23 protein-coding genes are annotated in these 24,833 nt (G+C 45.7%); 16 read left to right on the forward strand and 7 right to left on the reverse strand.

Features of this window, described 5'->3' with window-relative positions:
• Positions 1–50: 50 nt before the first annotated feature.
• Complete coding sequence (glgX, locus tag BS19_RS04205; protein WP_038173533.1) at positions 51–2,012, reverse strand: glycogen debranching protein GlgX; 1,962 nt, start codon at positions 2,010–2,012, stop codon at positions 51–53.
• A 442-nt stretch (positions 2,013–2,454) separates the two neighbouring features.
• Here glgX and BS19_RS04210 point away from each other — a divergent pair, with 442 nt between their 5' ends.
• The 3 genes from BS19_RS04210 (at position 2,455) to BS19_RS04220 (ending at position 5,552) form a co-directional block, all read left to right on the forward strand.
• Entirely contained in the window at positions 2,455–3,804 is a 1,350-nt protein-coding gene (locus BS19_RS04210; RefSeq protein WP_051686489.1) for a carbohydrate porin, read from the forward strand.
• Positions 3,805–3,886: 82 nt separating this feature from the next.
• Positions 3,887–4,741, forward strand: a complete 855-nt coding sequence (locus tag BS19_RS04215; RefSeq protein WP_038173537.1) for a MalM family protein — start codon at positions 3,887–3,889, stop codon at positions 4,739–4,741.
• Between the two features lie 196 nt (positions 4,742–4,937).
• A complete protein-coding gene (locus BS19_RS04220; protein WP_038173538.1) occupies positions 4,938–5,552 on the forward strand; it encodes a fumarylacetoacetate hydrolase family protein in 615 nt (204 codons plus the stop codon).
• 175 nt (positions 5,553–5,727) lie between these two features.
• Here BS19_RS04220 and BS19_RS04225 read toward each other — a convergent pair whose 3' ends face one another.
• Together BS19_RS04225 and BS19_RS04230 are read right to left on the reverse strand one after the other, a co-directional pair.
• A complete protein-coding gene (locus BS19_RS04225; protein WP_038173539.1) occupies positions 5,728–6,036 on the reverse strand; it encodes an AzlD domain-containing protein in 309 nt (102 codons plus the stop codon).
• Positions 6,033–6,752 carry an AzlC family ABC transporter permease gene (locus tag BS19_RS04230; RefSeq protein WP_038173540.1) on the reverse strand — a complete coding sequence of 240 codons (720 nt, stop codon included), beginning with the start codon at positions 6,750–6,752 and terminating at the stop codon, positions 6,033–6,035. The genes BS19_RS04225 and BS19_RS04230 overlap by 4 nt, the downstream gene beginning before the upstream one ends.
• Before the next feature lie 275 nt (positions 6,753–7,027).
• Here BS19_RS04230 and BS19_RS04235 point away from each other — a divergent pair, with 275 nt between their 5' ends.
• Together BS19_RS04235 and BS19_RS04240 are read left to right on the forward strand one after the other, a co-directional pair.
• The gene (locus BS19_RS04235; RefSeq protein ID WP_038173541.1) at positions 7,028–7,660 is read left to right on the forward strand and encodes a LysE family translocator; all 633 of its coding nucleotides are present in this window, start codon (positions 7,028–7,030) and stop codon (positions 7,658–7,660) included.
• A gap of 98 nt (positions 7,661–7,758) precedes the next feature.
• Positions 7,759–8,178 carry a GNAT family N-acetyltransferase gene (locus tag BS19_RS04240; RefSeq protein ID WP_038173542.1) on the forward strand — a complete coding sequence of 140 codons (420 nt, stop codon included), beginning with the start codon at positions 7,759–7,761 and terminating at the stop codon, positions 8,176–8,178.
• Positions 8,179–8,230: 52 nt separating this feature from the next.
• Here the strand turns inward: BS19_RS04240 and BS19_RS04245 are convergent, their stop codons facing one another.
• Positions 8,231–9,937, reverse strand: a complete 1,707-nt coding sequence (locus tag BS19_RS04245) for a phospho-sugar mutase (protein WP_038173543.1) — start codon at positions 9,935–9,937, stop codon at positions 8,231–8,233.
• Positions 9,938–10,308: 371 nt separating this feature from the next.
• On the opposite strand from BS19_RS04245, the gene coxB reads away from it, so the two are divergent.
• From coxB to BS19_RS04265, 4 genes are read left to right on the forward strand one after another with little or no spacing between them, the layout of a single operon-like run.
• On the forward strand, positions 10,309–11,433 hold the full coding sequence (coxB, locus tag BS19_RS04250) for a cytochrome c oxidase subunit II (RefSeq protein ID WP_483855389.1): 1,125 nt from the start codon (positions 10,309–10,311) through the stop codon (positions 11,431–11,433).
• Positions 11,430–13,088, forward strand: coding sequence for a cytochrome c oxidase subunit I (gene ctaD / locus BS19_RS04255; protein ID WP_038173546.1), 1,659 nt, complete (start codon positions 11,430–11,432; stop codon positions 13,086–13,088). The genes coxB and ctaD overlap by 4 nt, the downstream gene beginning before the upstream one ends.
• A gap of 10 nt (positions 13,089–13,098) precedes the next feature.
• On the forward strand, positions 13,099–13,701 hold the full coding sequence (locus BS19_RS04260; protein ID WP_038173547.1) for a cytochrome c oxidase assembly protein: 603 nt from the start codon (positions 13,099–13,101) through the stop codon (positions 13,699–13,701).
• Positions 13,698–14,582 (forward strand): cytochrome c oxidase subunit 3, encoded by an 885-nt coding sequence (locus BS19_RS04265; protein WP_038173549.1) that lies wholly within the window; start codon positions 13,698–13,700, stop codon positions 14,580–14,582. Before BS19_RS04260 ends, BS19_RS04265 begins: the two co-directional genes overlap by 4 nt.
• A 15-nt stretch (positions 14,583–14,597) precedes the next feature.
• On the opposite strand, the gene BS19_RS04270 is transcribed toward BS19_RS04265, so the two are convergent.
• Positions 14,598–14,834, reverse strand: a complete 237-nt coding sequence (locus tag BS19_RS04270; RefSeq protein ID WP_038173550.1) for a DUF2909 family protein — start codon at positions 14,832–14,834, stop codon at positions 14,598–14,600.
• Here BS19_RS04270 and BS19_RS04275 point away from each other — a divergent pair.
• The 4 genes from BS19_RS04275 to cyoE are packed head-to-tail and all read left to right on the forward strand — an operon-like array spanning position 14,833 to position 18,055.
• Positions 14,833–15,573 (forward strand): SURF1 family protein, encoded by a 741-nt coding sequence (locus BS19_RS04275; RefSeq protein ID WP_038173593.1) that lies wholly within the window; start codon positions 14,833–14,835, stop codon positions 15,571–15,573. The two genes, BS19_RS04270 and BS19_RS04275, sit on opposite strands and share 2 nt — an antisense overlap.
• Complete coding sequence (locus BS19_RS04280; protein WP_038173551.1) at positions 15,566–16,114, forward strand: hypothetical protein; 549 nt, start codon at positions 15,566–15,568, stop codon at positions 16,112–16,114. Before BS19_RS04275 ends, BS19_RS04280 begins: the two co-directional genes overlap by 8 nt.
• 17 nt (positions 16,115–16,131) lie before the next feature.
• Complete coding sequence (locus BS19_RS04285; protein WP_038173552.1) at positions 16,132–17,166, forward strand: COX15/CtaA family protein; 1,035 nt, start codon at positions 16,132–16,134, stop codon at positions 17,164–17,166.
• Complete coding sequence (cyoE, locus tag BS19_RS04290; protein ID WP_038173553.1) at positions 17,159–18,055, forward strand: heme o synthase; 897 nt, start codon at positions 17,159–17,161, stop codon at positions 18,053–18,055. Before BS19_RS04285 ends, cyoE begins: the two co-directional genes overlap by 8 nt.
• Positions 18,056–18,196: 141 nt before the next feature.
• Here cyoE and BS19_RS04295 read toward each other — a convergent pair whose 3' ends face one another.
• Positions 18,197–18,766: a YSC84-related protein gene (locus BS19_RS04295; RefSeq protein WP_051686490.1), complete on the reverse strand. Its 570-nt coding sequence runs from the start codon at positions 18,764–18,766 to the stop codon at positions 18,197–18,199.
• A gap of 425 nt (positions 18,767–19,191) precedes the next feature.
• On the opposite strand from BS19_RS04295, the gene aroG reads away from it, so the two are divergent.
• Both aroG and BS19_RS04305 read left to right on the forward strand, forming a co-directional pair.
• Entirely contained in the window at positions 19,192–20,247 is a 1,056-nt protein-coding gene (gene aroG, locus BS19_RS04300) for a 3-deoxy-7-phosphoheptulonate synthase AroG (protein WP_038173555.1), read from the forward strand.
• Between the two features lie 110 nt (positions 20,248–20,357).
• Positions 20,358–20,669, forward strand: a complete 312-nt coding sequence (locus BS19_RS04305) for a hypothetical protein (protein ID WP_038173556.1) — start codon at positions 20,358–20,360, stop codon at positions 20,667–20,669.
• Positions 20,670–20,703: 34 nt separating this feature from the next.
• Here the strand turns inward: BS19_RS04305 and BS19_RS04310 are convergent, their stop codons facing one another.
• On the reverse strand, positions 20,704–22,761 hold the full coding sequence (locus BS19_RS04310; RefSeq protein WP_084185933.1) for an alpha-amylase: 2,058 nt from the start codon (positions 22,759–22,761) through the stop codon (positions 20,704–20,706).
• A gap of 420 nt (positions 22,762–23,181) precedes the next feature.
• Here BS19_RS04310 and BS19_RS04315 point away from each other — a divergent pair.
• The coding region (locus tag BS19_RS04315) for a retention module-containing protein (protein WP_038173557.1) at positions 23,182–24,833 on the forward strand (1,652 nt) is incomplete at its 3' end.

The following is a 24,833-nucleotide window of genomic DNA, read 5'->3' on the forward strand; positions in this document are numbered from 1 at the left end:
AAAGTGACGCTGACCAAGGTATTTGGTCAGCGTTGTCAACGGTCATGTGTTTATGGGTGAGTTTTAGCGCCTTGGGTAAAGAAAATGGCCATTGAGGTGGGTGCAATTAAGACTTGCTTGTGATCAATACTCTGGTGCAGATCATGCGAGTCGGTGTTGCAGATCATGATCCAGTTGTCAGCGGTTTCTGGTAGGGTAAAACGCGCTGGAGCATTGGTTTGGTTGATGCAATAAAACAGCTCATTACCAGCCTCGCCAATGCCTAAGTGTAACGCGACTGAGCTAAGTTGGTTCCAATCATCATGCTCCATAAAGCTGCCATCGATCCGACGCCAATAGATACGATTGTGATTGCGCTGCTTGCCGCTGAACGCGCGAATAAAGGGCAACATATACTCTTGACGCGCCTTGACCAATTCCGCAAGCCAGGCTCTAAAGCGCAGTTTGTTGTCACTAAGTTGCCAATTTAGCCAACTGATCTCGTTGTCTTGGCAATAGGCATTGTTGTTGCCTTTTTGAGTGTGAGAAAGCACATCCGCGGTCAAAATATGAGGGATACCAAAGGCGAAGAGTAGACTCGCCATAAAGTTGCGCTTCTGCTTTTCGCGTTTTTCAACAATCAAAGGGTTTTCGCTATGGCCTTCGACGCCATAGTTATCTGAGCGATTATCGCCGTGGCCGTCACGGTTTTGCTCTCCGTTCGCTTCATTATGTTTATGCTTGTATGACACAAGGTCTTGCATGCAGAAGCCATCATGATAGGTAATGTAATTGACGGTCAGTTTGTATGGCCAGTTAGCTGCGCTGTAGAGATCGCGTGAGCCCATAATACGTGTAGCGAACTCTTTCAGGTAGCCGTGATCACCTCGCCAAAAACTGCGGGTAATATCGCGCAGGCGATCGTTGCATTCATTCCAACCCAGTGGGAAGTTACCTACTTGGTAGCCATTAGGACCAATATCCCAAGGTTCGGCAATCAATTTAACTTGCTTGAGGATCGGGTCTTGACCGACGGCTTTAAAGAACCCAGCATCTGGGCTGAAGTGCTCACCTTGACGGCCCAGTGTCGCCGCCAAGTCGAAACGAAAACCATCGATTTGATATTCGCTTACCCAATAACGTAGAGTGTCCATCACAAGGTTAAGCGCAGGTTGATACGTAACATCAACGGTGTTGCCACACCCTGTGTAGTTAGCGAAATGCTCTCCTTGCTTAATGTAGTAATGCTTGTCTAACGCTTTTAAATTGAACACAGGTCCATCAGCGCCGCCTTCAGCAGTATGGTTATAGACCACGTCCAAAATCACCTCAATGCCGTTGCGATGCAGCTCGCGAATCGCTGTCTTGAGTTCAAGTACGGCGTCTTTTTCAGCATAACGTGGGTCGGGAACCATAAATAAATAGGGATTGTAGCCCCAGTAGTTGACCTTATTCATCTTGAGTAAGTGTGGTTCGTGCATACAGGCAGCAATAGGCAGAAGTTGCAGGGTATTGATGTTCTGCTGTTTATAGAATGCCAACATGTCAGAGCTGATAAGCCCGAGGTAACAACCTTGATGACTAGGGCTAACACTTGGGTTGAGTTTAGTTAATCCTTTTACATGGGTTTCGAATAATACCATCTCGTCACGTGGGCGGTTTGGCGGCGTTACCCCTTGCCAATCGAAAGCATCGTCAACGACGACACACTTAGCAAGTTGGAAACTTTTATCGCTACTAAAAGGAACTTGATAATGCAGAGGTTTGTCTATCGCTTTAGCGTAAGGATCAGAAATAAAATGGGCTTTGTTTTTTACCTCGATAATATAACCGTAGCGTTGGCCCACTGTTATACCGGCAATGTGAGTAAATTTGATGCCCGCGTACTCACTGTCTAACGGGTAGGTTTTGAACTCGCCGCTTTTTTCAAACAGGGCGAGCTTAATATCTTCTGCGTCAGGAGCATAAATTGAAAAATTGCATCCTTGGCTATCGGTTGTCGCCCCTAAGGGGTATGGACGTGAACACTGCATCGTAATTACTTATTGTTTTTGTTTCTTAGTGAAATATTAGTAAATAGTTTTGTGTAGATCAGGTCAAGCTCCTTTATAAAAAAACTGTTGTAATTTAATTTCATTATTTGTGTTTTTTATCGATAAACAGTGAGCGATCTGACATTCTGTGGTGACAATCTTTTCCGAATCGATTCATCTCCTCCTTACTTTTGTGATTCAACCCTTAAAAACGCCGTAGGGTATGATTTCTACTCCTTTCTCATCCCCCTTAACTATTTCTCATCTGGAGGATTTTGTCTGTCTACTCCCCAGTTAATCTTGCAGCAGTTGAAACAAACAGGGACAAGGGCAAGAGCCTAGATCCCATCTTACCTCTCTTTTATTTTGAGTCTGTTTCTGCCTTTTACAGAGTTAAGCACTAAGAGAGTAAAAGAATAATAATCCCTAAATGGAGTTAATAATGAAAAAAGTAAGTGTAATTGCTGCTGCAGTGGTCGCAACTTTAGCTGCTGGTTCAGCTCTAGCAGAAGACAAAGTTAATCAAGGCTGGCAAGTTAATGGTTACGGCCATCTTCTATACAACGCAGGACAATCACTGGCATTAAATGAATCTTATCAGCACCGTCGCGACTACCGTGCCGCTGGCGCACCTTTTTCTGGCAACCCTAACCAGGTTGAATTCACTGTTTCTCGTGGCGATAATTATGATAATGGTTCTTGGTCTAAATATGTTCTAAAAACAGAATATGGAAATAATGAAGGTGGTAACGGTCGTGGTTTCTACGGCTCTTCATCTGGTAATGAAGGTCACCTTGAAACTGGTCAACTTGAATTTAAAGAAGCTTACGTAGAACTAGGTGACTTGTCTTTCTTTGCTGAAGGCACAAGCATTTGGGCTGGTAAACGTTACCTTAACCGCCAAGCAGGTATCATCACTAAGGAGTTCTGGAAGCAGTCTTCTGGTGTTGGTGCTGGTGTTCAGTACAATGACTTTGGCTTTGCCATTCTTTCAGCAGATTCGGGCGAAGGAAGCTGTTACATTGATAACGGTGACGGTACAGACGGCAATGAAAGCTGTAAGAACCAAGGTTTAGATGACCAACAACGCAGTACGACAATGACGTCTGTTGATCTTTACTATTACGGCGTTAAAGCACTGGGCGGTAGCTTTGATTTTGATCTGAAAATCATGAATCGTGCTAACGTAGATTCAGCAAATACTGCTGAAGATGGATTTGGTGTATCGGTTACTTATTCTCGCGACTACTACGGTTTTGACGGTTGGACAACGACTGCACTGACGTACGGTCAAGGTGTAGCAGCAAACCGAGGCGTCAACTTTGGTCAGTGGAGTGGTAACTGGCAAAAAGATGATGAGTCAATCTTCTTTACATCGTACGGTGTAGTTAATCTGAGTGAGAATGTCCAGCTAGGTACGGAAGTAACTTATTGGAACTTGTCTAACAGCGAAACAGATCAAGTTTGGGGCTCTAAAGATGGTCTTTCTCGTTTGATTATTGGTGCTACGCCATCTTACAAAGTTAACGAGAACTTCCGTTTAGAAGGTACAGTGACCTACGCAGTGGAAGGTTTGGGTGAAGATGGCACTTGGGGCCGTGATAAAGCGGATACGAACTTCTATTCTGCTACACTTGCCCCTGTATTTACTGTGAATGCTGACTACTGGGGTCGTCCACAGATTAAACCATACATTTCTTACATGTCTTCTAGTGATGACGGCTACAAATGGAGTAATGGTGGTGACAACTCTGAAACACGTTTCGGTGTTGAAGCTGAAATTTGGTTCTAAATCACAGAGTTCTTACTCGTTGAATATTGAAACAAGGCGGCCATCTGGTCGCCTTAGTTTGTTGAAAGTTTAAGGGAAAAATATGAGAAGTGTCTTAGTAGTTCTTTTATCATCTAGCTTAACCTTAGTAGGATGCTCTTCAAGCAGCGATATAGACTTTTCTCAAAGTTATTCGCCTGTTCTTGATGAGGTTTGTTGCTCTGCAACTCAAGACTATCCTTGGGTGTTTCTTGAGCAAAACCAAGCTTTGAATTTTGAAATAAATAGTTCTTCTCCTGTTGCTGAGTTTGTTTCGGGTCGCAGCTATTTTAGTGCTTTTGCATTTGACCGTCAGTCAGGTAACGTGGAACTCTTATTGAGAAGCAATATGGAGAATAAACATGTTGCTATACCTTCTGTAGAACTGTTGAATGAGAAACATCAGGTCGTCAGGACGTTAACACGTGATGATTTCGAGATTGTGTTTTCTGATGCTTTTGCTCGAAACAGATTTGAGCTAAAGACAGAAGTAGATACAGTAAAAACACCTTATATGGTGATTTATACTGATAATAGTGAGTTAGGCAACAAAGTAGTGGTACCTCATCCTGCGAAACTGCGAGCGCAAGAGTCAGGTGAACCAATGCCAATAGCTACGGATCCTACATACTTAGCTTCAAATAATGGTCATTTCTCTTTGAAAGTTAAGACGTTGACATTAAGTGGCTACAACCAAAAATCTCTTATTGAAACTAAGTCTGAAAGTGTGTCTAAGCAGGTAGATTCGGTACCAAAAGTCAACGCTTTACCAGGAACTCGAACTTACTATCACAACGCAATCCGCAGCGCTGTTGAGTTCAATGAGATCGACAAGGCATTAGCCTTACTTGAAGAGGCCAAAACACTTAATGTTGAGGGCGCTCAGCAAGTCTTTATTAAAGCCGTGAACAGTCGATAGTCACGACATCATTGAATTTATTAAGCCCTCGCATTGTCGAGGGCTTTTTGATTATTTGCTGCTAGTGCACATTTAGCTCGTCGATTTAAATAACCTATGCTGGGATCAAGACTGAAAAAATGCCTTTCTATCATTTAATTACTAGTGACTTCGATTAAAATAGCCGCTGTTTGATTAATCAGTCAGGGATGATGGCATGTATAGTGTGAAAGTCGGTGAGCAAGTGCTTCAACCAAGTAAAATTTTATGTGTTGGGCGAAACTACCTTGAGCATATTCAAGAGCTCAATAACGCCATTCCCGATCAGATGGTGGTTTTTTCTAAGCCGCCGACATCAATATCGACAACGTTGCACTCCTTCCATCAAGAGCCTCTTCACTATGAAGGAGAGATCTGTTTCGTGGTTGAAAAAGGGGCTCTTGCTGCGGTTGGCCTCGGTTTAGATTTGACTAAGCGCGAGCTTCAGTCGCGCCTCAAACAAAAAGGGCTTCCCTGGGAGCGGGCGAAAGCGTTTGATGGTTCTGCCGTGTTTAGCCGTTTTGTGCCGTTGAAAGGGATTGACGTTGATTCGCTTGAAATTGAGTTATTCATTAACTGTGTGCGGGTCCAGAAAGGTTCAGTCAAACAGATGATGTATTCACCTAGCACCATATTACAAGAGCTTGCAGGCTATACTACCTTGTGTGATGGGGACATTATTATGACGGGGACGCCTCAGGGCGTGGGGGAAGTTCACCCCGGCGATCTGTTTTTAGCGCGCCTAAAGTCGAATGACACCACCTTGATAGAAATAGAGTGGGTCGCGCAATAAAGCCCTTTACTTTAACCTTGGGGCAAGGATTAACCTCTTATTGATTGCTCAATAGGAGGTTTTTTATGGGATGTTGTAACCGGGCCCCCAAAGGAGGCACCAACAGCTTGGCTACGCTTATCAAAAGCACATTAGTGATTGGTTTAGTCTTGTTTATTATTGTCGCGTTGTTTGGTTAAAGCAGTTTCAGCGCTAAAAAGAGGACCATACTCACAATGGTAGTCAGTAGTACATTGTTAGTTTTCCAGGCCAATAGTGCTGCAATAATGGCAGCGACCAAGTAAGGGTTAGAGCTTGAAAGCGATAGCTCCTGTTCTGGCATAAATACGATCGGAGCCCAAATCGCGGTCAGCACAGCAGGGCTTGAATAAGTCAGCAGCCTGTGTGCTTGTGAGTTGAGCTTAAGTGGCAAACGTGGCTCTAGAAACAGATAACGACTTAGAAAAACCAACACAGTCATAGCAACAATAGAGAGCAAGATCATGCTTTTCCTCCACGCAGTGTCTCGGTGAGATAACCCGCTACCATACCTGCGACACTGGCGATCATTAGCCCTGATTCTATTTGTAGCGCATAACACCAAACCGAAAGTATCAGTGAAACTAACACTGCCACCAAGACTGGCGAAGATTTGATGTTAGGGACAACGATGGCGATAAAGGTTGCAGCCACAGCAAACTCTAAGCCAAGCTCATTGATGGCGGGTATGTGTGTGCCTGCGATAATGCCAGCCAAAGTGGCGAGATTCCAGCATAGATAGAAACTCAAACCTGCTCCCAGTGCGTACCAGCGATCAAACTGTTTCTCGGATTGTTGGCCACAAATCGCGAACAGCTCATCGGTGAGCAAAAAGCCCAACCCCAAGCGCCATTTAAGCGGGAGTGGTTTGATTTTCTCTCGCATTGAGACGCTATAGAGTAGATGACGAGACGTAATAAAAAATATTGCCAACAGCATAGTGGCAAGTGTTGCGCCTGCTTTGAACATCCCAGTGGCCACCAGTTGGGCTGAACCTGCGAACAAAATAGCAGAGAGCGCTTGGCTTTCTAAAACCGTTAAACCGGACTCAATGGCAAAAGAACCCGCTAGCAGTCCCCAAGGAATTACGGCAATACTTAATGGCACCATGGCGATAGCACCTTGGCAAAATAGTTTACTGCGGTTTAAGCGTGAATCGGTATTGATAGTCATTGTATCCATAGACGTTTGTGATTATTGATCGTGAGTAACGCTACTTAGCTATGCGATCAGTGCTAGCCATTGTCGGTCATTGTTTTATCTTTGTCGGAGATTCGGGATAGCTTACCGCTTGTGTGATTTTTTGTACAAAATTGCGTTTTTTAACGATTTCTATATTTGCGATTAATTTGGTTAATTACACTGAATTTTCCGGTAGTAGCTGTTGTGATTAAGATGGAAAGTGGCATTTTATTGGTATAAAATCTCGCACTTTATTGTCTAACTAAAATTATAAAATGATTGATATTACTGTGCTGCCGATATATCTAACGGCTGTTGTTGCACTGTTATTGCTACCAGGCCCAGATATGCTGCTTATTGCCAGCTCTAGTATGAGTTACGGCAAAAAGGTGGGAATTTTCGCAAGTTTAGGTAATGCCACCTCGGGAATCATCTTGACGTTGTTGGCCGCTTTGGGCGTTTCTGCTTTGATTGCGATGAGCCCAATTGCGCTCAAAGTTCTTCATTTCCTCGGTGGCGCGTATCTACTTAAAATGGGTTGGGATTGTGTTCGCGCGAGTGCGGCAGATGCCCCCGACTTAGGCGAAGGAAGTAAAGTCGCAACCACTTTTTACCAGCGCGCCTTAGTCAGTAATTTGTTAAATCCAAAAGCCTTAGTGTTTTTTGTGATGTTCTTACCCCAGTTTGTGTCGAGCAATATTAATGCAACCTCGGGCGAGCAAATGCTCGTGTTAGGGTTACTACTGAATGTGTTGGGTTTGCTGTTCAACCTTCTGCTGGTTGCTTTGGTTGGTACTATAGGTAAGCCTTTGCTAGAGAACGCAAATTTCCGTGCTTATCAACACAAATTTATGGGCTTGATATTTGTTGTGTTAGCGATGTGGATGTTAAGCTCATTGGCTAGCTAAGCATGAAGGTCAGCATCAGCTGGCCTTTTTTATATCAGAATTGACTCACGTGACCATATACTCGCGTGGCAATTTACTCATGTGACAAGGTAGTCGTTATGAATGTTCAGTTTGTCTTAAACCCTCCGAAGAATATTAAAGATGTCATTTACACTGGCCTTAAGTCTTTCAATATGAAGCATTTCCCTGACCAAGACGTCCATAGTCTTGCTTGCTATGTCGAAGATGAGCGTGGAGAATTTGTCGGTGGGTTAACGGGTGAGATATTTTCCAATACTTTATTTGTCGAGTTTTTGTGGATAGATGAATCACAGCGCAAATCCGGTGTGGGTTCGCTGTTGATGGCGCGCCTTGAAACGGAAGCGAAAGCATATGGAGTGACCGACTTGTACCTCGATACTTACACTTTTCAGGCCCCTGGCTTTTATGCCAAGTTGGGATTTAAAGAAGTGGGTCGTTACACTGGGTTCCCGACAGCTGGTGTTGATAAGATATTTCTACAAAAGAACATTGTCTAAAGTAAAGGCTCAAACTGGGTTTGAGCCTTTATTGTCTTCGTTAACCAACGCGTTATAACAGGCTGTGTTGATGCTCTGAGATGAGCATTCCCATTGATTCAGACGCCTTTTCTAATACTTGCTCAAAGCTATCTGATTGGGCAAATGCTTCAATAACTTCATAGTAACATTTGATTTTTGGCTCGGTGCCCGAAGGGCGAACAATGACCCGAGCGCCACCTGCTAGGTGGTAGATCAGAACGTCACTCGACGGCAAATCTATACTTTCAGTATCGCCATTGGCAAAGCGTTTGGTTAAAGACTTCAGATCTTCGGTGATTTCGATTGGTTTTCCGGCGATCATCGTTGGTGGTGCTTGGCGAAGCATGTCGCCAATCGGCGCTGCCTTTGGGTCAAGGGCGATACTGCGTTGCGCGTTGAGATACATCCCATGTTGACGATAGAGCGCCTCTAGCTGATCCCAAATGGTTTGCCCGTGGCTTTTTAACTCAGCCGTTAGTTGCGCAAATGCCACCAATGCCGATAAACCATCTTTATCCCACACCTTATTGCCAACGGTGTAGCCAAGGGCTTCTTCATAGGCAAACAGGAACGGTTGCTCATCGCTCTGCTTTTGCATCGCAACATTCGTCAGCCACTTAAAGCCCGTCAAGGTTTGGTAGTACTGAGCGCCATGCGCGGTCGCAATTTTACTCAGCAGACTCGAAGAAACGATCGTGTTACCGACTAATTGTTGATTCGATTCGGCTTGCGACAGTAGGTAGTGGCCAAACAATGAACCGACCTGATCCCCCGTCAGCATTTGGTAGTCGCCATCTGACTTTCTAACTGCGACAGCAAATCGGTCTGCGTCTGGGTCGTTAGCGCAAGCTATATCGGCATTATGTTGCTTGGCGAGTGCAATCACTTTATCCATTGCCCTCGCTTCCTCAGGGTTGGGGAAGTTGACCGTTGGAAAGTTGCCGTCAGGCTCACGCTGTTCTTTTACACTGTAAACCTTGCTAAATCCCGCGTCGTTTAACAGTGTTTCAGCCATGACCGCGCCAACGCCGTGCATCGCAGTGTATGCAATAGAAACATCCTCGGGTTGATTGTGATTGTTCAACAATGGATTTTCGTTGATTGCTTGGCGATAGGTTTGGTAATAGTCCTCTTTTAACCAGACTAACAGCGCTTGTTTTTGTGCCACATCAAGTGACATTAATGGGATGGCTTTCGTTGCGGCATTATCGATTTTTTCGGCAATCCCTGCATCATGAGGAGGAATGATTTGCGCGCCGTTTTCCCAGTAAACTTTAAATCCATTGTATTCAGGTGGATTGTGGCTGGCGGTCACAACTACCGCAGCGGCAGCGTTAAAATGCTTAACACCAAAGGCGACAATAGGTGTTGCTGCAACGGCGTGAGTGAGGTAAACCTTGATTCCGAGTGCCGTAAGTACACTGGCGGTATCATGAGCAAACTGTTTGGAGTCGTTACGACCATCATAACCAATCACGACACCGCGACTTGCGGCATTGTTGATCTGTTCAATCAAGTAGTGACCAAGACCAGTTGCGGTTTCTTGGATCACTAAGCGGTTCATTCGGTTCGGGCCACAACCGACTTTGCCACGCAGTCCGGCGGTACCAAATTCAAGCCGCTGGCTAAACCGCTCTTCTAACTCAGCAAATGCTTTTGCATCAATAAGGTGCTGAAGTTCTTCTCTTGTATGTGGGTCAGGATCTTTTTCTAACCAACGAGTTACGTTTTCCATCATCTTAATGTACCTGTTTATTTACTTAGGTTTATCCACCACTTAAGTCTATGTGATCTCACCAATTTCGCACGACTTTAATTGATATTGATTATCATTTAGTTGAGCGCAATCGCTAAAACCAATTGACCGCCACGGCCCTGTTATTTTGAGTAGGACTTTCTTGCACAATCTCGAAACGCCAACTAACGTTTATTAACATAAATATAACAATTTACACACTATTTGCGTTTTGACTGCATTTTCTAAAGTCGACGGGTCGCTTGGTACTTTTTTGTCTGCTGAGTAATTCGTTCGGGTAGTTGAACCTTAATCACACGAGATGGCTTCGGCAGAGGAGAGATCGTTTGAAACCATTACACAGTTCAGCCAAGGTGCTGGCGATACTAGCGCTGCTTGTTGTTGCCAACGCTAATGCTGAAGACAACGCTTACAACATGACACAGGGCGTTACAGAGATAAGCGGCCAAGTCTATGATTTGCACATGCTGATCTTTTACATCTGTTGTGCCATTGCACTGGTGGTGTTTGGTGTGATGTTCTACTCGATGTACCACCACCGTAAGTCCAAAGGGGCCGTTGCGGCCAACTTTCATGAAAGTACCAAAGTGGAAGTTATTTGGACGGTTATCCCAATTATCATTTTGATTCTGATGGCGATCCCTGCAACTCAAACCTTAGTTGCAATGGAAGATACCTCACGATCGGATCTGACGATCAAAATTACTGGTTCTCAGTGGAAGTGGCACTACAGTTATTTTGATGAGGATGTGGAATTCTTCAGCTTATTGGCGACCAGTCAAAAATCAATAGAAGGTATCGAAGAGAAAGGCGCCAATTACTTGCTTGAGGTTGATAATCCGCTGGTATTGCCGATAAACCGCAAAGTGCGTTTTCTCCTCACCTCTGATGATGTTATTCACTCATGGTGGGTGCCTGATTTTGCCGTCAAGAAAGATACCATACCTGGCTTTATCAACGAGGCGTGGACTCGTATTGATAAACCGGGTATTTACCGCGGTCAGTGTGCTGAGCTATGTGGTCGCGCTCATGGTTTCATGCCGGTGGTTGTTCAGGCGATGGAAGAAGACCAATACGATGCGTGGTTAGTGGCGAAAAAAGCGGAACTCGCTCAAGCGAAGCAAGAAGCCGCCGCATCATTGACAACGTCGCTCTCTATCGATGAGTTGATGTCGATTGGTGAACAGGTTTATCAAGACCGATGCGCCGTTTGTCACCAAGTCAGTGGGGCTGGTATTCCGGGGGCCTTTCCAGCGATCACTGGCAGTAAAGTGGCGACTGGAGCCGTCAATGAACATATTGATATCGTTGTTAATGGTCGTGCTGGTACTGCAATGCAGGCGTTTGCTAGTCAATTAACCGATAAAGAAATCGCTGCGGTCGTCACCTACCAGCGTAACGGGTTAGGAAATAACGTGGGGGATTCAGTTCAAGCCTCAGATGTAAACCAGTTTAAGGCGTCTAAGGAGGGACTATGAAAACGTCCAAACCTGATTCTGTTGTAGAAGATAAATCTAAGCTCGCTCCCGCAACCGATGCGGAGATCTCGCGGGCAAACAGTTCGGCTGCGGTTGAAGCCGACGATCACCATCATTCACCACAAGGCATCACTCGCTGGCTTTATTCCACCAATCACAAAGACATCGGCACACTCTACTTGTGGTTCAGTTTTATTATGTTCCTAACTGGTGGGGCAATGGCGATGGTCATTCGCGCCGAACTCTTTCAACCAGGGCTACAACTTGTTGAACCGCATTTTTTCAATCAGATGACGACCGTGCATGGTTTAATCATGGTCTTTGGTGCGGTCATGCCAGCGTTTACTGGCCTTGCGAACTGGATGATCCCGATGATGATTGGTGCGCCAGATATGGCGTTACCACGCATGAATAACCTCAGTTTCTGGATACTCCCTTTCGCTTTTGCCATTTTGCTCGCTTCACTATTTACCGAAGGTGGCGGCCCAGATTTTGGCTGGACTTTCTACGCACCACTGTCGACGACATACGGCCCCGATAGTACTGCGCTGTTTGTGTTCTCGGTACATATTATGGGCATCAGTTCGATCATGGGTGCAATCAACGTCATTGTCACTATCGTTAATATGCGTGCTCCGGGAATGACGTGGTTCAAAATGCCGCTGTTTGTCTGGACGTGGTTGATCACGGCATTCTTGCTTATTGCGGTAATGCCAGTGCTGGCAGGCGCCGTAACCATGGTACTGACAGATAAGTACTTTGGAACGTCATTCTTTGACGCGGCAGGGGGCGGTGACCCGGTAATGTTCCAGCACATTTTTTGGTTCTTCGGCCACCCTGAAGTCTACATTATGATCTTGCCATCGTTTGGCATCATCTCAGCAATTGTACCGGCCTTCAGCGGTAAGAGACTGTTTGGTTATCACTCGATGGTTTACGCGACGTGTAGTATCGCTTTGTTGTCGTTTTTGGTTTGGGCGCACCATATGTTCACAACAGGGATGCCGGTGTTTGCCGAGCTGTTTTTCATGTATTGCACCATGTTGATTGCGGTGCCGACGGGAGTCAAAGTGTTCAACTGGGTGGCAACCATGTGGCGCGGGGCGATGACGTTTGAAACGCCGATGTTGTTTGCGATTGCGTTTATCATCTTATTCACTATTGGCGGCTTTTCTGGCTTGATGCTGGCGATTGTTCCGGCTGATTTTCAATATCACGATACCTATTTTGTTGTGGCGCACTTCCACTATGTCTTGGTTTCGGGGGCAGTATTCTCGATTATGGCGGCGGCCTATTACTGGCTACCTAAGTGGACTGGACATATGTATGACCACAAACTGAGCTTATGGCACTTCTGGTGCTCGGTCATTTCCGTCAATGTTCTATTCTTTCCGATGCACTTTCTTGGTCTGGCGGGGATGCCACGTCGTATTCCTGACTACGCGATTCAATTTGCAGACGTTAATCAAATTGTTTCAATTGGCGGCTTTGCCTTCGGTTTATCGCAACTGATTTTCTTATGGTTAGTCATCAAGTGTATTCGCGGTGGTGAAAAGGCGCCCGCTAAACCTTGGGAACGTGCTGAAGGGCTAGAGTGGACAGTGCCAAGCCCGGCGCCTCATCATACTTTTGATACGCCACCCAAAATTGACTGAGGGTAACGAGATGAGCGAAGCCACCAACGCTAACCGAAAGCTAACGTTAAAGCTGCTCGCTGCAGTGGTAGCGATGTTTGGTTTTGGTTTCGCGCTTGTACCGCTCTACGACATCATGTGTGATGTGCTGGGCATCAATGGTAAAACCAACAGCGAATCTGTGTTGCAACCACAAGGTATGGTGCCCGATACCTCGCGCAGCATTCGGGTTGAGTTTATGGCCCATAATCATAATAACGTGCCTTGGTCTTTCGCACCCAAACAGATTGCGATGAACGTTCATCCTGGGCAAGTGATCCAAACCGCGTATTTGGCCGAAAATCTTTCGTCACGCGATATTGTCGGTCAGGCGGTACCTTCGGTCTCACCTGGGCTTGGCGCTACATATTTTAATAAAATTGAGTGTTTTTGTTTTAACCAACAACCCTTGTCTGCGGCGGCGAAAACAGAAATGCCTTTGATCTTCTATATTGAACCCGATATTCCTCAGTCGATACATACACTGACCTTGTCATACACCTTATACGATATCAGTGAGAGAACGGCTGCAAATGAGTTAGCGAAAGCATCACAACCAATAAAAAGTGACGCTGTGCAAGGAGCAACGCCATGAGTTCAAAACATCAACCCTATTTTGTACCAGCACAAAGCAGTTGGCCTATCGTTGGCGCGATTGCTCTATTTCTTATCGCGGTGGGCGCAGGCATTACGGTACAGAACATGGCGGAGGGCGGCGATGGCAGTGTGTTCGGTAAGTTGATTTTATTGTCGGGCTTTCTGTTTTTGCTGTACATGTTTGCTGGTTGGTTTAGCAACATCATCACCGAGTCGATGAGTGGTCAATACTCTGCGCAGCTATCGCGTTCTTTTCGACAGGGAATGAGTTGGTTTATCTTCTCTGAGATTATGTTCTTTGGCGCCTTCTTTGGGGCTTTATTTTATGCACGGATGATTTCAGTACCTTGGCTTGGCGGAGCGAGTAATAACGCCATGACTAACGAGGTGATCTGGCCAACCTTTGAAGCCATGTGGCCGCTGATTATTACGCCGGGTGGCGAAACAACCACGGCGATGCCATGGCAAGGTATCCCGTTAATTAACACCATCATCTTACTTACTTCATCGATAACGCTGCACTTGGCGCATACTAGCCTTGAGAAGAATAAACGTATGGCACTGATTGTGTGGTTAGAGGTGACAATCGTATTAGCGTGTTTCTTTTTGTATTACCAAGGCGTTGAATATGCTCATGCTTATCAAGACCTTGGATTGACGCTGCAATCGGGGGTGTACGGCAATACCTTCTTCTTGCTGACGGGATTTCACGGTATGCATGTGTTGTTAGGCACCACGTTCTTAATCATCCTGTTAGCACGCGTTGCCAAAGACCATTTTACGCCAAAGAATCATTTTGCTTTTCAAGCAGGGAGTTGGTACTGGCACTTTGTTGATGTGGTGTGGTTATGCCTATTCGTCTTTGTGTATGTACTTTGATTTAAACGAGGCCCTTTAGTAAGGGCGACCATGGGGTTCAATAAACCCGCTGAGTAAGGCCGCAATCAGCAATATGATCGCCAAGGCAGAGAGAAACACCCGACGGCCAAGGTAAAAGCTCATTGGTTTGTCATCAGGCTCGGCGTTGTCTTCATCATCGGTGCCTCTAACCATTTCAAACATGGCTCGGCCAAGGTTGATTAGGATGAAAAGCAGTAGCAAGAGCAGTACAAGTTTGAAGATGAATACCATGACGGATTCCTTATTCGGGCAGATTTTAACATTACGTTTTGCTGTGGTTTGCCTATTAACTGTGGTTGCCTTTTCTATATTGATCAAATTAGGTTTATGGCAACTGGCACGCGCTGAAGAAAAAAATGAAATAGAGCAAAGAGTTAGTCAGAGGGAAGAGCAAGATCCAGTTTTGTTAACGTCGCTGTCATCGGATCAACGCACGATACCAACGGGGCTGAAAGTGAAACTGAGCGCAACACCAGTAAAAGATCGTTATCTGCTGCTTGATAATCAACATTATGCCGGTCAGGTCGGTTATTTGGCCTTACAGCTTGTTGAGGCAAAAACAGGACAATGGGTATTAATTGAGCGAGGCTTTGTTGCCGCTCCTAACACAAGAGCGCAACTGCCAACGGTGGAATGGTTAACAGAGCCGATGGATATTATCGGTCGACTTTATCGTAAGTCGCTCAATCCGTTAAGCCAAGATCTGATGATGGAGCAGCGCCAGCCAAGTCGAATTCAAAACCTGAATTTTGCTCAGCTGGGAGCGCAGTGGCAGATAACACTGGAACCTTACGTGGTTCAACCCTTGGCTGCGAACTGGCCCTACCCACAACCTTGGCAACCCGTTTCAATGAACGCGGAGAAACATCTTGGTTACGCCGTGCAATGGTTTTCGATGGCGATAGCCTTGGTCGTGCTGAGTATTTTGCTGTTGATACGAACATTAAAACAAGGAGCGAAAGATGATTAATCCAGTATATCGCGGACGAGTAATTTTTTTGGCTCTTGTGCTGCTATTTGCGCTACCTGCGGTGATTGCGAAAACTATTCTTAGTCAGCATTGGTATCAATCGGGCGTGACCAACAAAGGTGTGCTTATTGAGCCTGCTGCATCGTTTAGTTCCTTAGCGTTAAGTAATCCTTATCAACACAAACAGTGGCAATTGGGCTATGTGATTCCAAATCAATGTGATGATTTTTGCCAACAACAGATTTTCCTACTTGGTCAAAGTCATATCGCGCTTGGCAAATATCAGCAACGGGTTCAGCCAGTATTATTGAAATCACCACACAGTGCGGCGCTCAATATCGAGCTCGATGATTATCCGGTGGTCGAGATTGATGACGGCTTTACCCAGCTTGTCGGTCAATTTGAGTATGTCATTGTTGACCCGTTAGGTCAGTTGGTGATGCGTTACCCTAAAGTTGATTCGTCATCAGAGTTGGTGTCACAAAGCAAAGGGTTGTTGGCAGATTTACGCAAACTGCTCAAGCTATCGCGCGTCGGTTAACAGCAAGGAGTGCTGAGATGAAGTTGATAACTCTAGTCAGATTCAGTTTGATACTCACTTTTATCGTGGTGATGTTAGGGGCTTATACGCGTCTTGCTGACGCTGGCTTAGGATGTCCGGATTGGCCGGGTTGTTATGGCCATCTGACAGTGCCCAATGAGACCCATGAAATTGCCTTAGCGCAGTCGCTGTTTCCGTCGTTAACGGTAGAAGAGGATAAAGCTTGGCTTGAGATGATTCATCGCTATTTTGCTGGAAGCTTAGGTTTAGTGGTGTTTGCCATTAGCGTTATTGCCATCAAAACCCGCCAGTTGCCGTTGTTACTTGCAGGCGCTATCAGTGTGGTGGTGGTTTTCCAAGCGCTACTTGGCATGTGGACCGTAACGATGAAACTGATGCCGATAGTGGTCATGGGACATTTGTTGGGTGGCTTTACTCTGTTTAGTTTGCTGGCTTTTTGTCACTGGCAGCTACGACAAAAAAGTACGCCTAAACAGCCTGTTAAAATGGTGTCGCCTTTGCGAGTGGTTGCCACTATCACGCTAGTTGTGGTGATTGCTCAGATAGCACTAGGAGGATGGACGTCCTCTAATTATGCCGCCTTAATGTGTACCCGTTTACCTATTTGTGAAGGTGACTGGACTGCTTATCTTGATTTTGCTACTGCGTTTGATTTGATTCAGCCTCCGCGAGACAGCTATGAATTCGGCACATTGGATTATGCAGCTCGGATGACCATCCATGTTACGCATAGAATAGGCGCGCTGGTGGTGACGTTGATGGTGTTACTGCTCAGTTATCGGTTGTGGGTGACTCAGCAAGCAAGTTTACGCTCTGTTGCCTTAAGCATGTTAGCCATGTTAGTGATACAGATAAGTTTAGGAATCGGCAATGTTTTGCTCAGCTTACCTCTGATTATCGCCGTCGCACACAATCTCGGCGCCGCGATGCTTTTACTGACAGTGCTCAAGGCTAATCAGCTTGTGTGGTCATTGGCAGAAGAAACGCAACCCCAATCATCTTTAATTACCGAGGAGAACGCTCATGAGTAAGACTATCTCGATTAGCTCTGCCAGTGACAATCCCCTATGGAGAAGCTATCTAACATTGATGAAGCCTAAGGTGGTGGCATTGATGTTACTCACAGCCTTGGTTGGCATGTGTTTGGCCGTTCCGGGGACATTACCTGTCCAGCAGACGATATTAGGTTTGATTGGTATTGGCCTGATGGCTGGATCTGCGGCAGCGTTTAATCATCTTATAGATCAAAGGATCGATGCCATCATGGCGCGAACCTATCAACGTCCTCTGCCGCAGGGCAAGCTACGCTCTAGCCATGTGTTTGCCTTTGCAAGTGCCATTGGTGTCGTGGGTTTTGTCATTCTTTACTTTGGCGTCAATGGCCTGACTGCGTGGCTGACGCTGGCTAGTTTGCTTGGCTATGCGGTGGTTTACACCATGTACTTGAAACGCGCAACGCCGCAAAATATTGTTATTGCTGGGATCGCGGGTGCAATGCCACCTCTTTTGGGTTGGACAGCCGTCAGCGGAGAGCTGCATGCCAATGCATGGCTACTGGTGATGATCATTTTTATTTGGACACCACCTCACTTTTGGGCGTTGGCAATCCATCGTAAAGATGACTATGCCAAAGCCGACATTCCTATGCTGCCAGTTACCCATGGCGTCGACTACACCAAAACTTCAATATTGCTCTATACCGTTTTACTCTCTTTAGTTTGTTTATTACCCGCACTGGTTGGAATGGCGGGCACGCTTTACTGGATTGGAGCGACAATTTTGAGTGTTGGTTTTATTGGTCATGCATGGAAGCTTAAGTTTAATGCCGAAGACAATTCTGCTATCGAGACGTTTAAATTTTCAATTTATCATTTGATGTTTTTGTTCTTGTTATTATTGCTCGATCATTACCTGCCGTAGTCACGATAAACGTCTAACCTATCTGGGTGTGAGGGCCTATTTACGTTTGATAGGGACTGATAATGAATCGTTCGATACCATTAAAAAAGGCAATGGGTGCTTCCATTGCCTTTTGTTTTTGTGGTGGTTCAATCCAGTAATTTATTTCTTGGCTTTGAAGCTGTATTTTTGTCCGGCAATAGACGCTTCATACATTAATCCACCTTTACCCATTGTCACAATAGCCATGCCATTATTGTAATTAATCGTGGCTTGTTTGCCTTTGTCGGCGGATGCCCCTGCACCTGCAGAACTGCCGGTTGTTCCTGCTTGAGCTTGCGCGCTAGCAGTGATGGCTATGGCCGAAGCTCCAGCCGAAAACTCAAAATTACCGCTGGTAAATTGGTTAAGAGCAGCTTGATTTTCGAAGAAAATGATTTGGCTATAAGCTTGACCACCTAACTGTAAGCCAATCGATATCTGCGACATTTTTGATTCACCAATCGACTTGCCATTGACAAAAACTTTGCCTTTGCCGTGTGCTCCGCCGATCCCAATGCCGCCTTTTCCTATGGTAGGGAACACAGCATAGGCGTGGGCTGAAGAGAACATTTTGGCTGTTTCTGGCGCAGATTTGAACTCGGCAATGGTTTGGCTATATTCATCAGCGAATGCTTGAGTCGAAGCAAGGGTCGTTAATAGGGCGAATACAGATAGTAATTTACGTAACATGGCAGTAATCCTCAAAGAACAGAACAAGTAGCTTATACAAGATGTTTGCGTATCAATGTTAATATTAGGTCAAGCTGTGGTGTGATGTGTCTATCGGTTGATCCTAATCATTTAATCGATTTATTAAAAAGAGGTTTGATTTGAACTTTAGCCTCACTTCAAGGAAGTTCTTTGCATTAAATTGGGTTAGGTGGTAGGGGACGTAATTTCTTATCTCAGCAACAATACAACAATGTGTAATTATAAGTTTACACATTGTGTAAAATGTAAAAATAGCAAAAATATTGTCTTTTATTGAAAATAGTGGTTGCAAGCTTGGTTTTTGATAGATAAGTTACAGAGACAGGACCAAGAAAGTGTGAGCATTTTTTCACCATTTTATTTAGGCGAAGCGCTCAGCAAAGAGAAATAGGAAGAAGTAAGCAATGTTCCAGACCGATGATGTACGAATTAATAAAGTAAAAGAATTATTACCACCAGTTGCGGTTTTAGAGAAGTTTCCGGCAACAGAATCAGCTGCTTCTACTACGTTTCGCTCGCGTGAAGCGATTGCAAATATCCTCAAAGATAAAGACGACCGCCTTTTGGTGATTATCGGCCCATGTTCGATTCATGACACTGAAGCGGCCCTTGAGTATGGTAAGCGTCTTAAAGTCTTGCGTGATGAACTGGGTGACCGCCTCGAAGTGGTTATGCGTGTGTACTTCGAAAAGCCACGTACCACGGTGGGCTGGAAAGGCCTGATAAACGACCCTTACTTGAATGACACATTTAAAATTAATGATGGTTTGCGTACAGGGCGTAAGTTACTGCTTGATCTGACCGATATGGGTATGCCGACGGCGAGTGAATTCCTTGATATGATCACACCGCAGTATGTGGCTGATTTGATAAGTTGGGGCGCTATCGGTGCTCGTACTACTGAGTCTCAAGTTCACCGTGAACTGGCTTCTGGTATCTCTTGCCCAGTTGGTTTTAAAAATGGTACGGATGGCAATATCAAGATAGCGTCTGATGCCATTCGTTCAGCGAGTGCATCGCACCACTTCTTGTCGGTGACGAAATTTGGTCATTCCGCCATCATAGAAACGGCAGGTAATCCTGATTGTCACCTTATTTTGCGTGGCGGTAAAGAGCCAAACTACAGTGCTGATCATGTTGGTGCGATTAAGCAACAGCTTGAATCGTCTGGTCTACCACAGAAAGTAATGATTGATTTTAGCCACGCTAACAGTTCGAAACAGTATCAACGTCAGATGGTGGTTGCAGAAGATGTCGCAAACCAAATATCGGGTGGTGAAGCCGCTATTTTCGGGGTGATGATTGAATCTCATCTTGTCGAAGGTCGTCAGGATCTTGTGGATGGTAAGGCGCCAACTTACGGCCAGTCTATTACTGATGCTTGTATCGGTTGGGACGATACTGAGAAAGTTTTACGACAATTGGCAGATGCTGTTGAAGCGCGCCGCAATAACAAATAACGATCAGCTCGTCTATTTTTCACAACAAAAAGCTCCTGCGGGAGCTTTTTTGTTGCAGCAGCTAAACACCTACTTATAATGGGCGAAAATAGAGTATGACGAGCCTGCCCATGAAACTCAATCTGACATTCGCTGCGTTACTGTTGTTTATGACCAGTTCAGGCTATGCGACTGAATATCAGACCGAGTTATTTCTTTACTCGCTGCAAGAGCCCACTCAGGAAGCGCCGCAGGCACTGTTAGAGGAGCCTCAAGTAGCGAGCCCTAAGCATCAAACAACAGTCAATTTAGATTATGACGAGCCGTGTGGCATTAAGTGTGGCGTGAGTAACACAGGTCTGTTTTTGCTGCATATGATTGCCGAGTCGAAAGCGGACCAAGAGTATCGAAACCGCTTAATTAACCCTAATTACGAACCTTAAGATAGGGGCTGAACCAACAGCAGCCCCTATGTCATTAGCGTCCTACATAGGCGATGACAACTTTGTCATCGCCTAGCTGTCTTGAAAATACATACGCGTCTTGGCCCTTGATTTGTTGGTGCGCTCCCCCTCCAATCGCTGGGTGAGCTTGCCTGAACTGGGCTACTTTTTGCCAATGCGCTAACAGTTGTTGTCTTTGCGCATCAAGTTGCCAAATCATGTCAGAGCGAGTCCCTTGGTGGAAGTCGTCCGCATAAGGGCCGAGTTCACGTCCCACTTCATCTCCGTAGTAAATCTGCACAGCACCTGGGCTAAGCAGGAGGGCATTGGCGGCATTTTTCTGCATATCAAAAGAGTTGAAACGATTGAAGAACAGCTCGGTATCATGAGAAGACATGTAGCTCACAGGCGTATAGTCGGGCGTTGATTGAATTGAATCGGCATAGTTTTGGTAAATATCCTGCATATAACTAAAACAGGCCGCACCTTTGTCGAGTTTCTTTTGCATGTCGAAGTTGATTAACGCGTCAAAACCTTGGTCGGCATACGGAGATCGATAGGCCGAGTGACCCCATACTTCTCCCATCATCCAGAATGGTTGACCTTGTGAGCTATTTTTACTGCGCCACTGTTCAAGGTTATCACTGGCCGCCTGCTTAAGTTTTAGCCATACATCACCCTCAACGTGTTTGACAGTATCAACTCGAAAACCATCAATTCCAAAGCGTTTTACCCAGTCTGCTTGCCATTCAATCAGATAGTCTGCGACGGTATAGTTACTGCGCGTTTTTACTCGGGTATCAGGATTGTCGAGTAACCATTGAGGTGGCGTTACGTGTTGATCAGACTCGGTCTGAAAGTCAGGCAGGCCAGCTAGGTTCATTGTCGTGTCGCTGCTACCTGGTTGCGGGTAGTTATGCAAACCGGCGCGAACCCAATCAGGTCCCCACCAGTTGACCCAATTTTCGCTTTGATAGTCAATGACCTTGTTAAAACTGTGCCAGTTTTCGCCTGGTTTTGGTGTCCACTGTGACCATTGCTGCGGCATTTCTTGTCTATTCACCACTTGCAGGTTATCCATCTGAAGATCGGCAAGTGTCGCGTAGCCAGCGTGGTTGAGCACCGCATCTAGGAGTATTTTTATCCCGCGCTTGTGCGCCTCTGTCACTAAAGTGCGTAAGTCTTGTTCATCGCCAAAGTTTTGGTCAATTTTGGTAAAGTCGCGCGTCCAGTAGCCATGGTAGGAATAAAACGGGAAGCTACCACTTTCACCACCGCCGACAAAACCATGAACCTGTTCAACGATCGGTGACAACCAAATAGCATCAGTGCCTAGGCTCTTGATGTAATCGAGTTTAGCGATCACACCTTTTAGATCGCCACCATGAAAGGTGCCCACTTGTTGTTGGTGATCTTTTTGTCTGCCATAGCTTAAATCATTGCTAGTATCGCCATTGTTGAAACGATCAACCATGACAAAGTAAATGTTGGCGTTGTGATAAGTGAATTCGGGCTTATTTTGACCTGAAATGACAGGTTCCAACAACACCAGACCACCACTCTCTTTTGCAGGCAATACCACAACTTGATCGTTATGCACCGTGACGACCTGACCGCTTAATGCATCTTTAAGCTGCTGTCCTTCGTTGAATGAGCCACCTAAATGAAGGGTCACTTCGCCACCCGAATAGGTTTCACATTGTACGTTAGGGATCGGGCGTACAAAGGTTTGTTTACTCTCTTTAGCTTCTCGCGCCACAGTAAGGGTATTGCTTTGCTGATCAAAAGCGAATGAGTAATCACCTTTAAAGCGAATGTTGACAGAAAATTGTGTCTCTTTACCGCAATTCAGTGCCAGAGGCCGACGAAATTTGACTTTTTGCTCGCTGATATCGTCACATTTCCCCTCAATGCCTGAAAGCGTTATTTGATACGTCGCTTTGCTCAGTGGCAAAACGATAGGTTTACCGCTCTGAAGAGGAAAGTCGCGGCTAGTGGTCGTGGTGGAAATGGTCAAGTTTGGGCTGGCCAACGCTGTGGCGCTACAAGCTGTTGCAAGCAGGGCTAGCGAAAAAGTCGAGATGTTCTTCACGTTACGTCCTTGATGTCGTTGTTTTTATACTCGCCTACCTTACCTAACTCGTTTTTTCACCACATCATTCTAGACTTCTACGCCTTAGAATCTGACGCATTTCACACTCTGCCAACGAAAGGATGAGAGAACAAAGAAAGGCGACTTGTAAGGCATAGCCACAGCAAAAATGAGGTTAATGAGTTCTCACTTTTGAGAATGTAACGCATATATTTTCTTAATATTTCGGGGTGGATCAGTTGCCAAGCCCTTATCTGCTTGGTTGATTAGTACATTAGCCTATTCTTAATAATATTATCATCATTATTAGGGGCTGCTTTTGTGAACAACGTCTGCTACTTTTGGCCGATAAAATAAAAATGAAACAAAATATTTCTATCCCTTGTCGTCGTGAATAGGGGAGCTTGCCGGGGAACACTTATGGACGTAGATGTAGTACGCCAAACCACTGTAGTCAAAGATGTTATTGGTGACGTTGTCGTTGTTACTCCTGAAGGGGGGGCACATCAGGCGGTCGTTGGGGAACGACTGAATGCGGGTAATATTGTCATTGTTGCTGCTCAATCGAACTTGTTGCTTGATGCCGTAGGAGCAGAAATAACGTTTGATGCCAATGCCGTTGCTGTCGAAGGCAATTATGGCTCTTGGGTAAGCTCACCAGTGGCAGGAGAAGTCAGCATTGATGTTTCGCAGTTGGGAAACAATGCTATCGGTCCCGACGAGTTAGCCGCCATTCAAGAAGCAATTTTAGCAGGGGCTGATCCGACCCAAATACTCGAGGCAACAGCTGCAGGCGCGGGTGGATCGGGCTCAGCAAACTCAGGCTTTGTGACCATTGATTACAATGGCGCGGAAAGTCTAGCCAGTACCTTCTTTGAAACGTCGGGCTTTGAGGTTAGTGTTGATCAAGACAATGATGATCAAACCAGACCGCTTGTGTTCGCCTCGGGTGGTGAAAATATTAGCGACTCACTCATTGAAGGTTCATTGTCTGCTGGCAGTTACCCTCAATCGGTCACTACCACTGTAACTATTTTCGCCGGCGATCTTCCACTCGATTCTAATTCATTCATTCCTGAACCAGTTTCTCTTGCGGCTTTGATCAGTGAGCTCAACACGGATATTACCTCGAACGGTCAAGCGGTTTCGTTTAGTTACAATGGCGTTGATAACGCCATTGTTGGTGCATTAAACGGCGAAGAAGTTGTGCGAATTGATATCGACGCCTCAAATCTGGGCAAAGATCTTAGCTTAGCGCTGACCACGACAATTTCTCAGCCGATTGATCATACACCGTCGGTCGGTGGCGGTTTGGTCTCTTTTAGTGGTGATCAGATCAATGTCTCGTTTGACATCATTGGCAGTGATCGCGGTGGTAACGCGATTCAAACGCCAATCGATGTTCAGGTAAGCATTGGTGATGGGGCCGATCCAGTTTTTTCTAACATCGACTCAGCCAACGTCTATGAGGCTGGCTTAGCTGATGGCTCTCAGGATGGAGCGACCAACACTGAATTTGTCGGTACGCTAACGGGCGCGTTAGGCAGTGATACCGTCACAGAGCTGCGTATTGATGTTGAGGCTTTCAATCGTTCACAGCAAACCTCAGCAGTTACTGCGCAAGGTCAAACGATCGTTTTAGAGCCTGTTGCAGGTGAACCCGGCGTTTATCTTGGTTACATCACCTTAGCTGGCGTTAGAGTTGATGTGCTGAAAGTGACTATTGGTAACGTCACGACCACAGACACAGAGTTTCGCTCTGGCTATAAGTTCGAGTTACTTGAGGAAATCGACCACGGTTCGCAAGGTATGGATTCTATTGCCATATCATTGCCTGTGTTTGCGATTGATGCAGATAACGACCAATCTACACGTTCCGATCTTGTCGTCAACGTTGGCGACGATATTCAGGTGGTCGTCGATGGCAGCTTAAGCGTCACTGAGCCGACCATAAGGGAAGCAACTCAAAGCAATCAGATTGACGTGATCACCCAAGCGGGCGCGGATCATGGCGTGGTGACCTCATTTAGCTTTGATGGCAAAAACTACCCGTTGGTTGAGGGCCAAAGTGA

It is taken from the genome of Vibrio pacinii DSM 19139 (assembly GCF_000711795.1).
GTDB lineage: Bacteria > Pseudomonadota > Gammaproteobacteria > Enterobacterales > Vibrionaceae > Vibrio > Vibrio pacinii.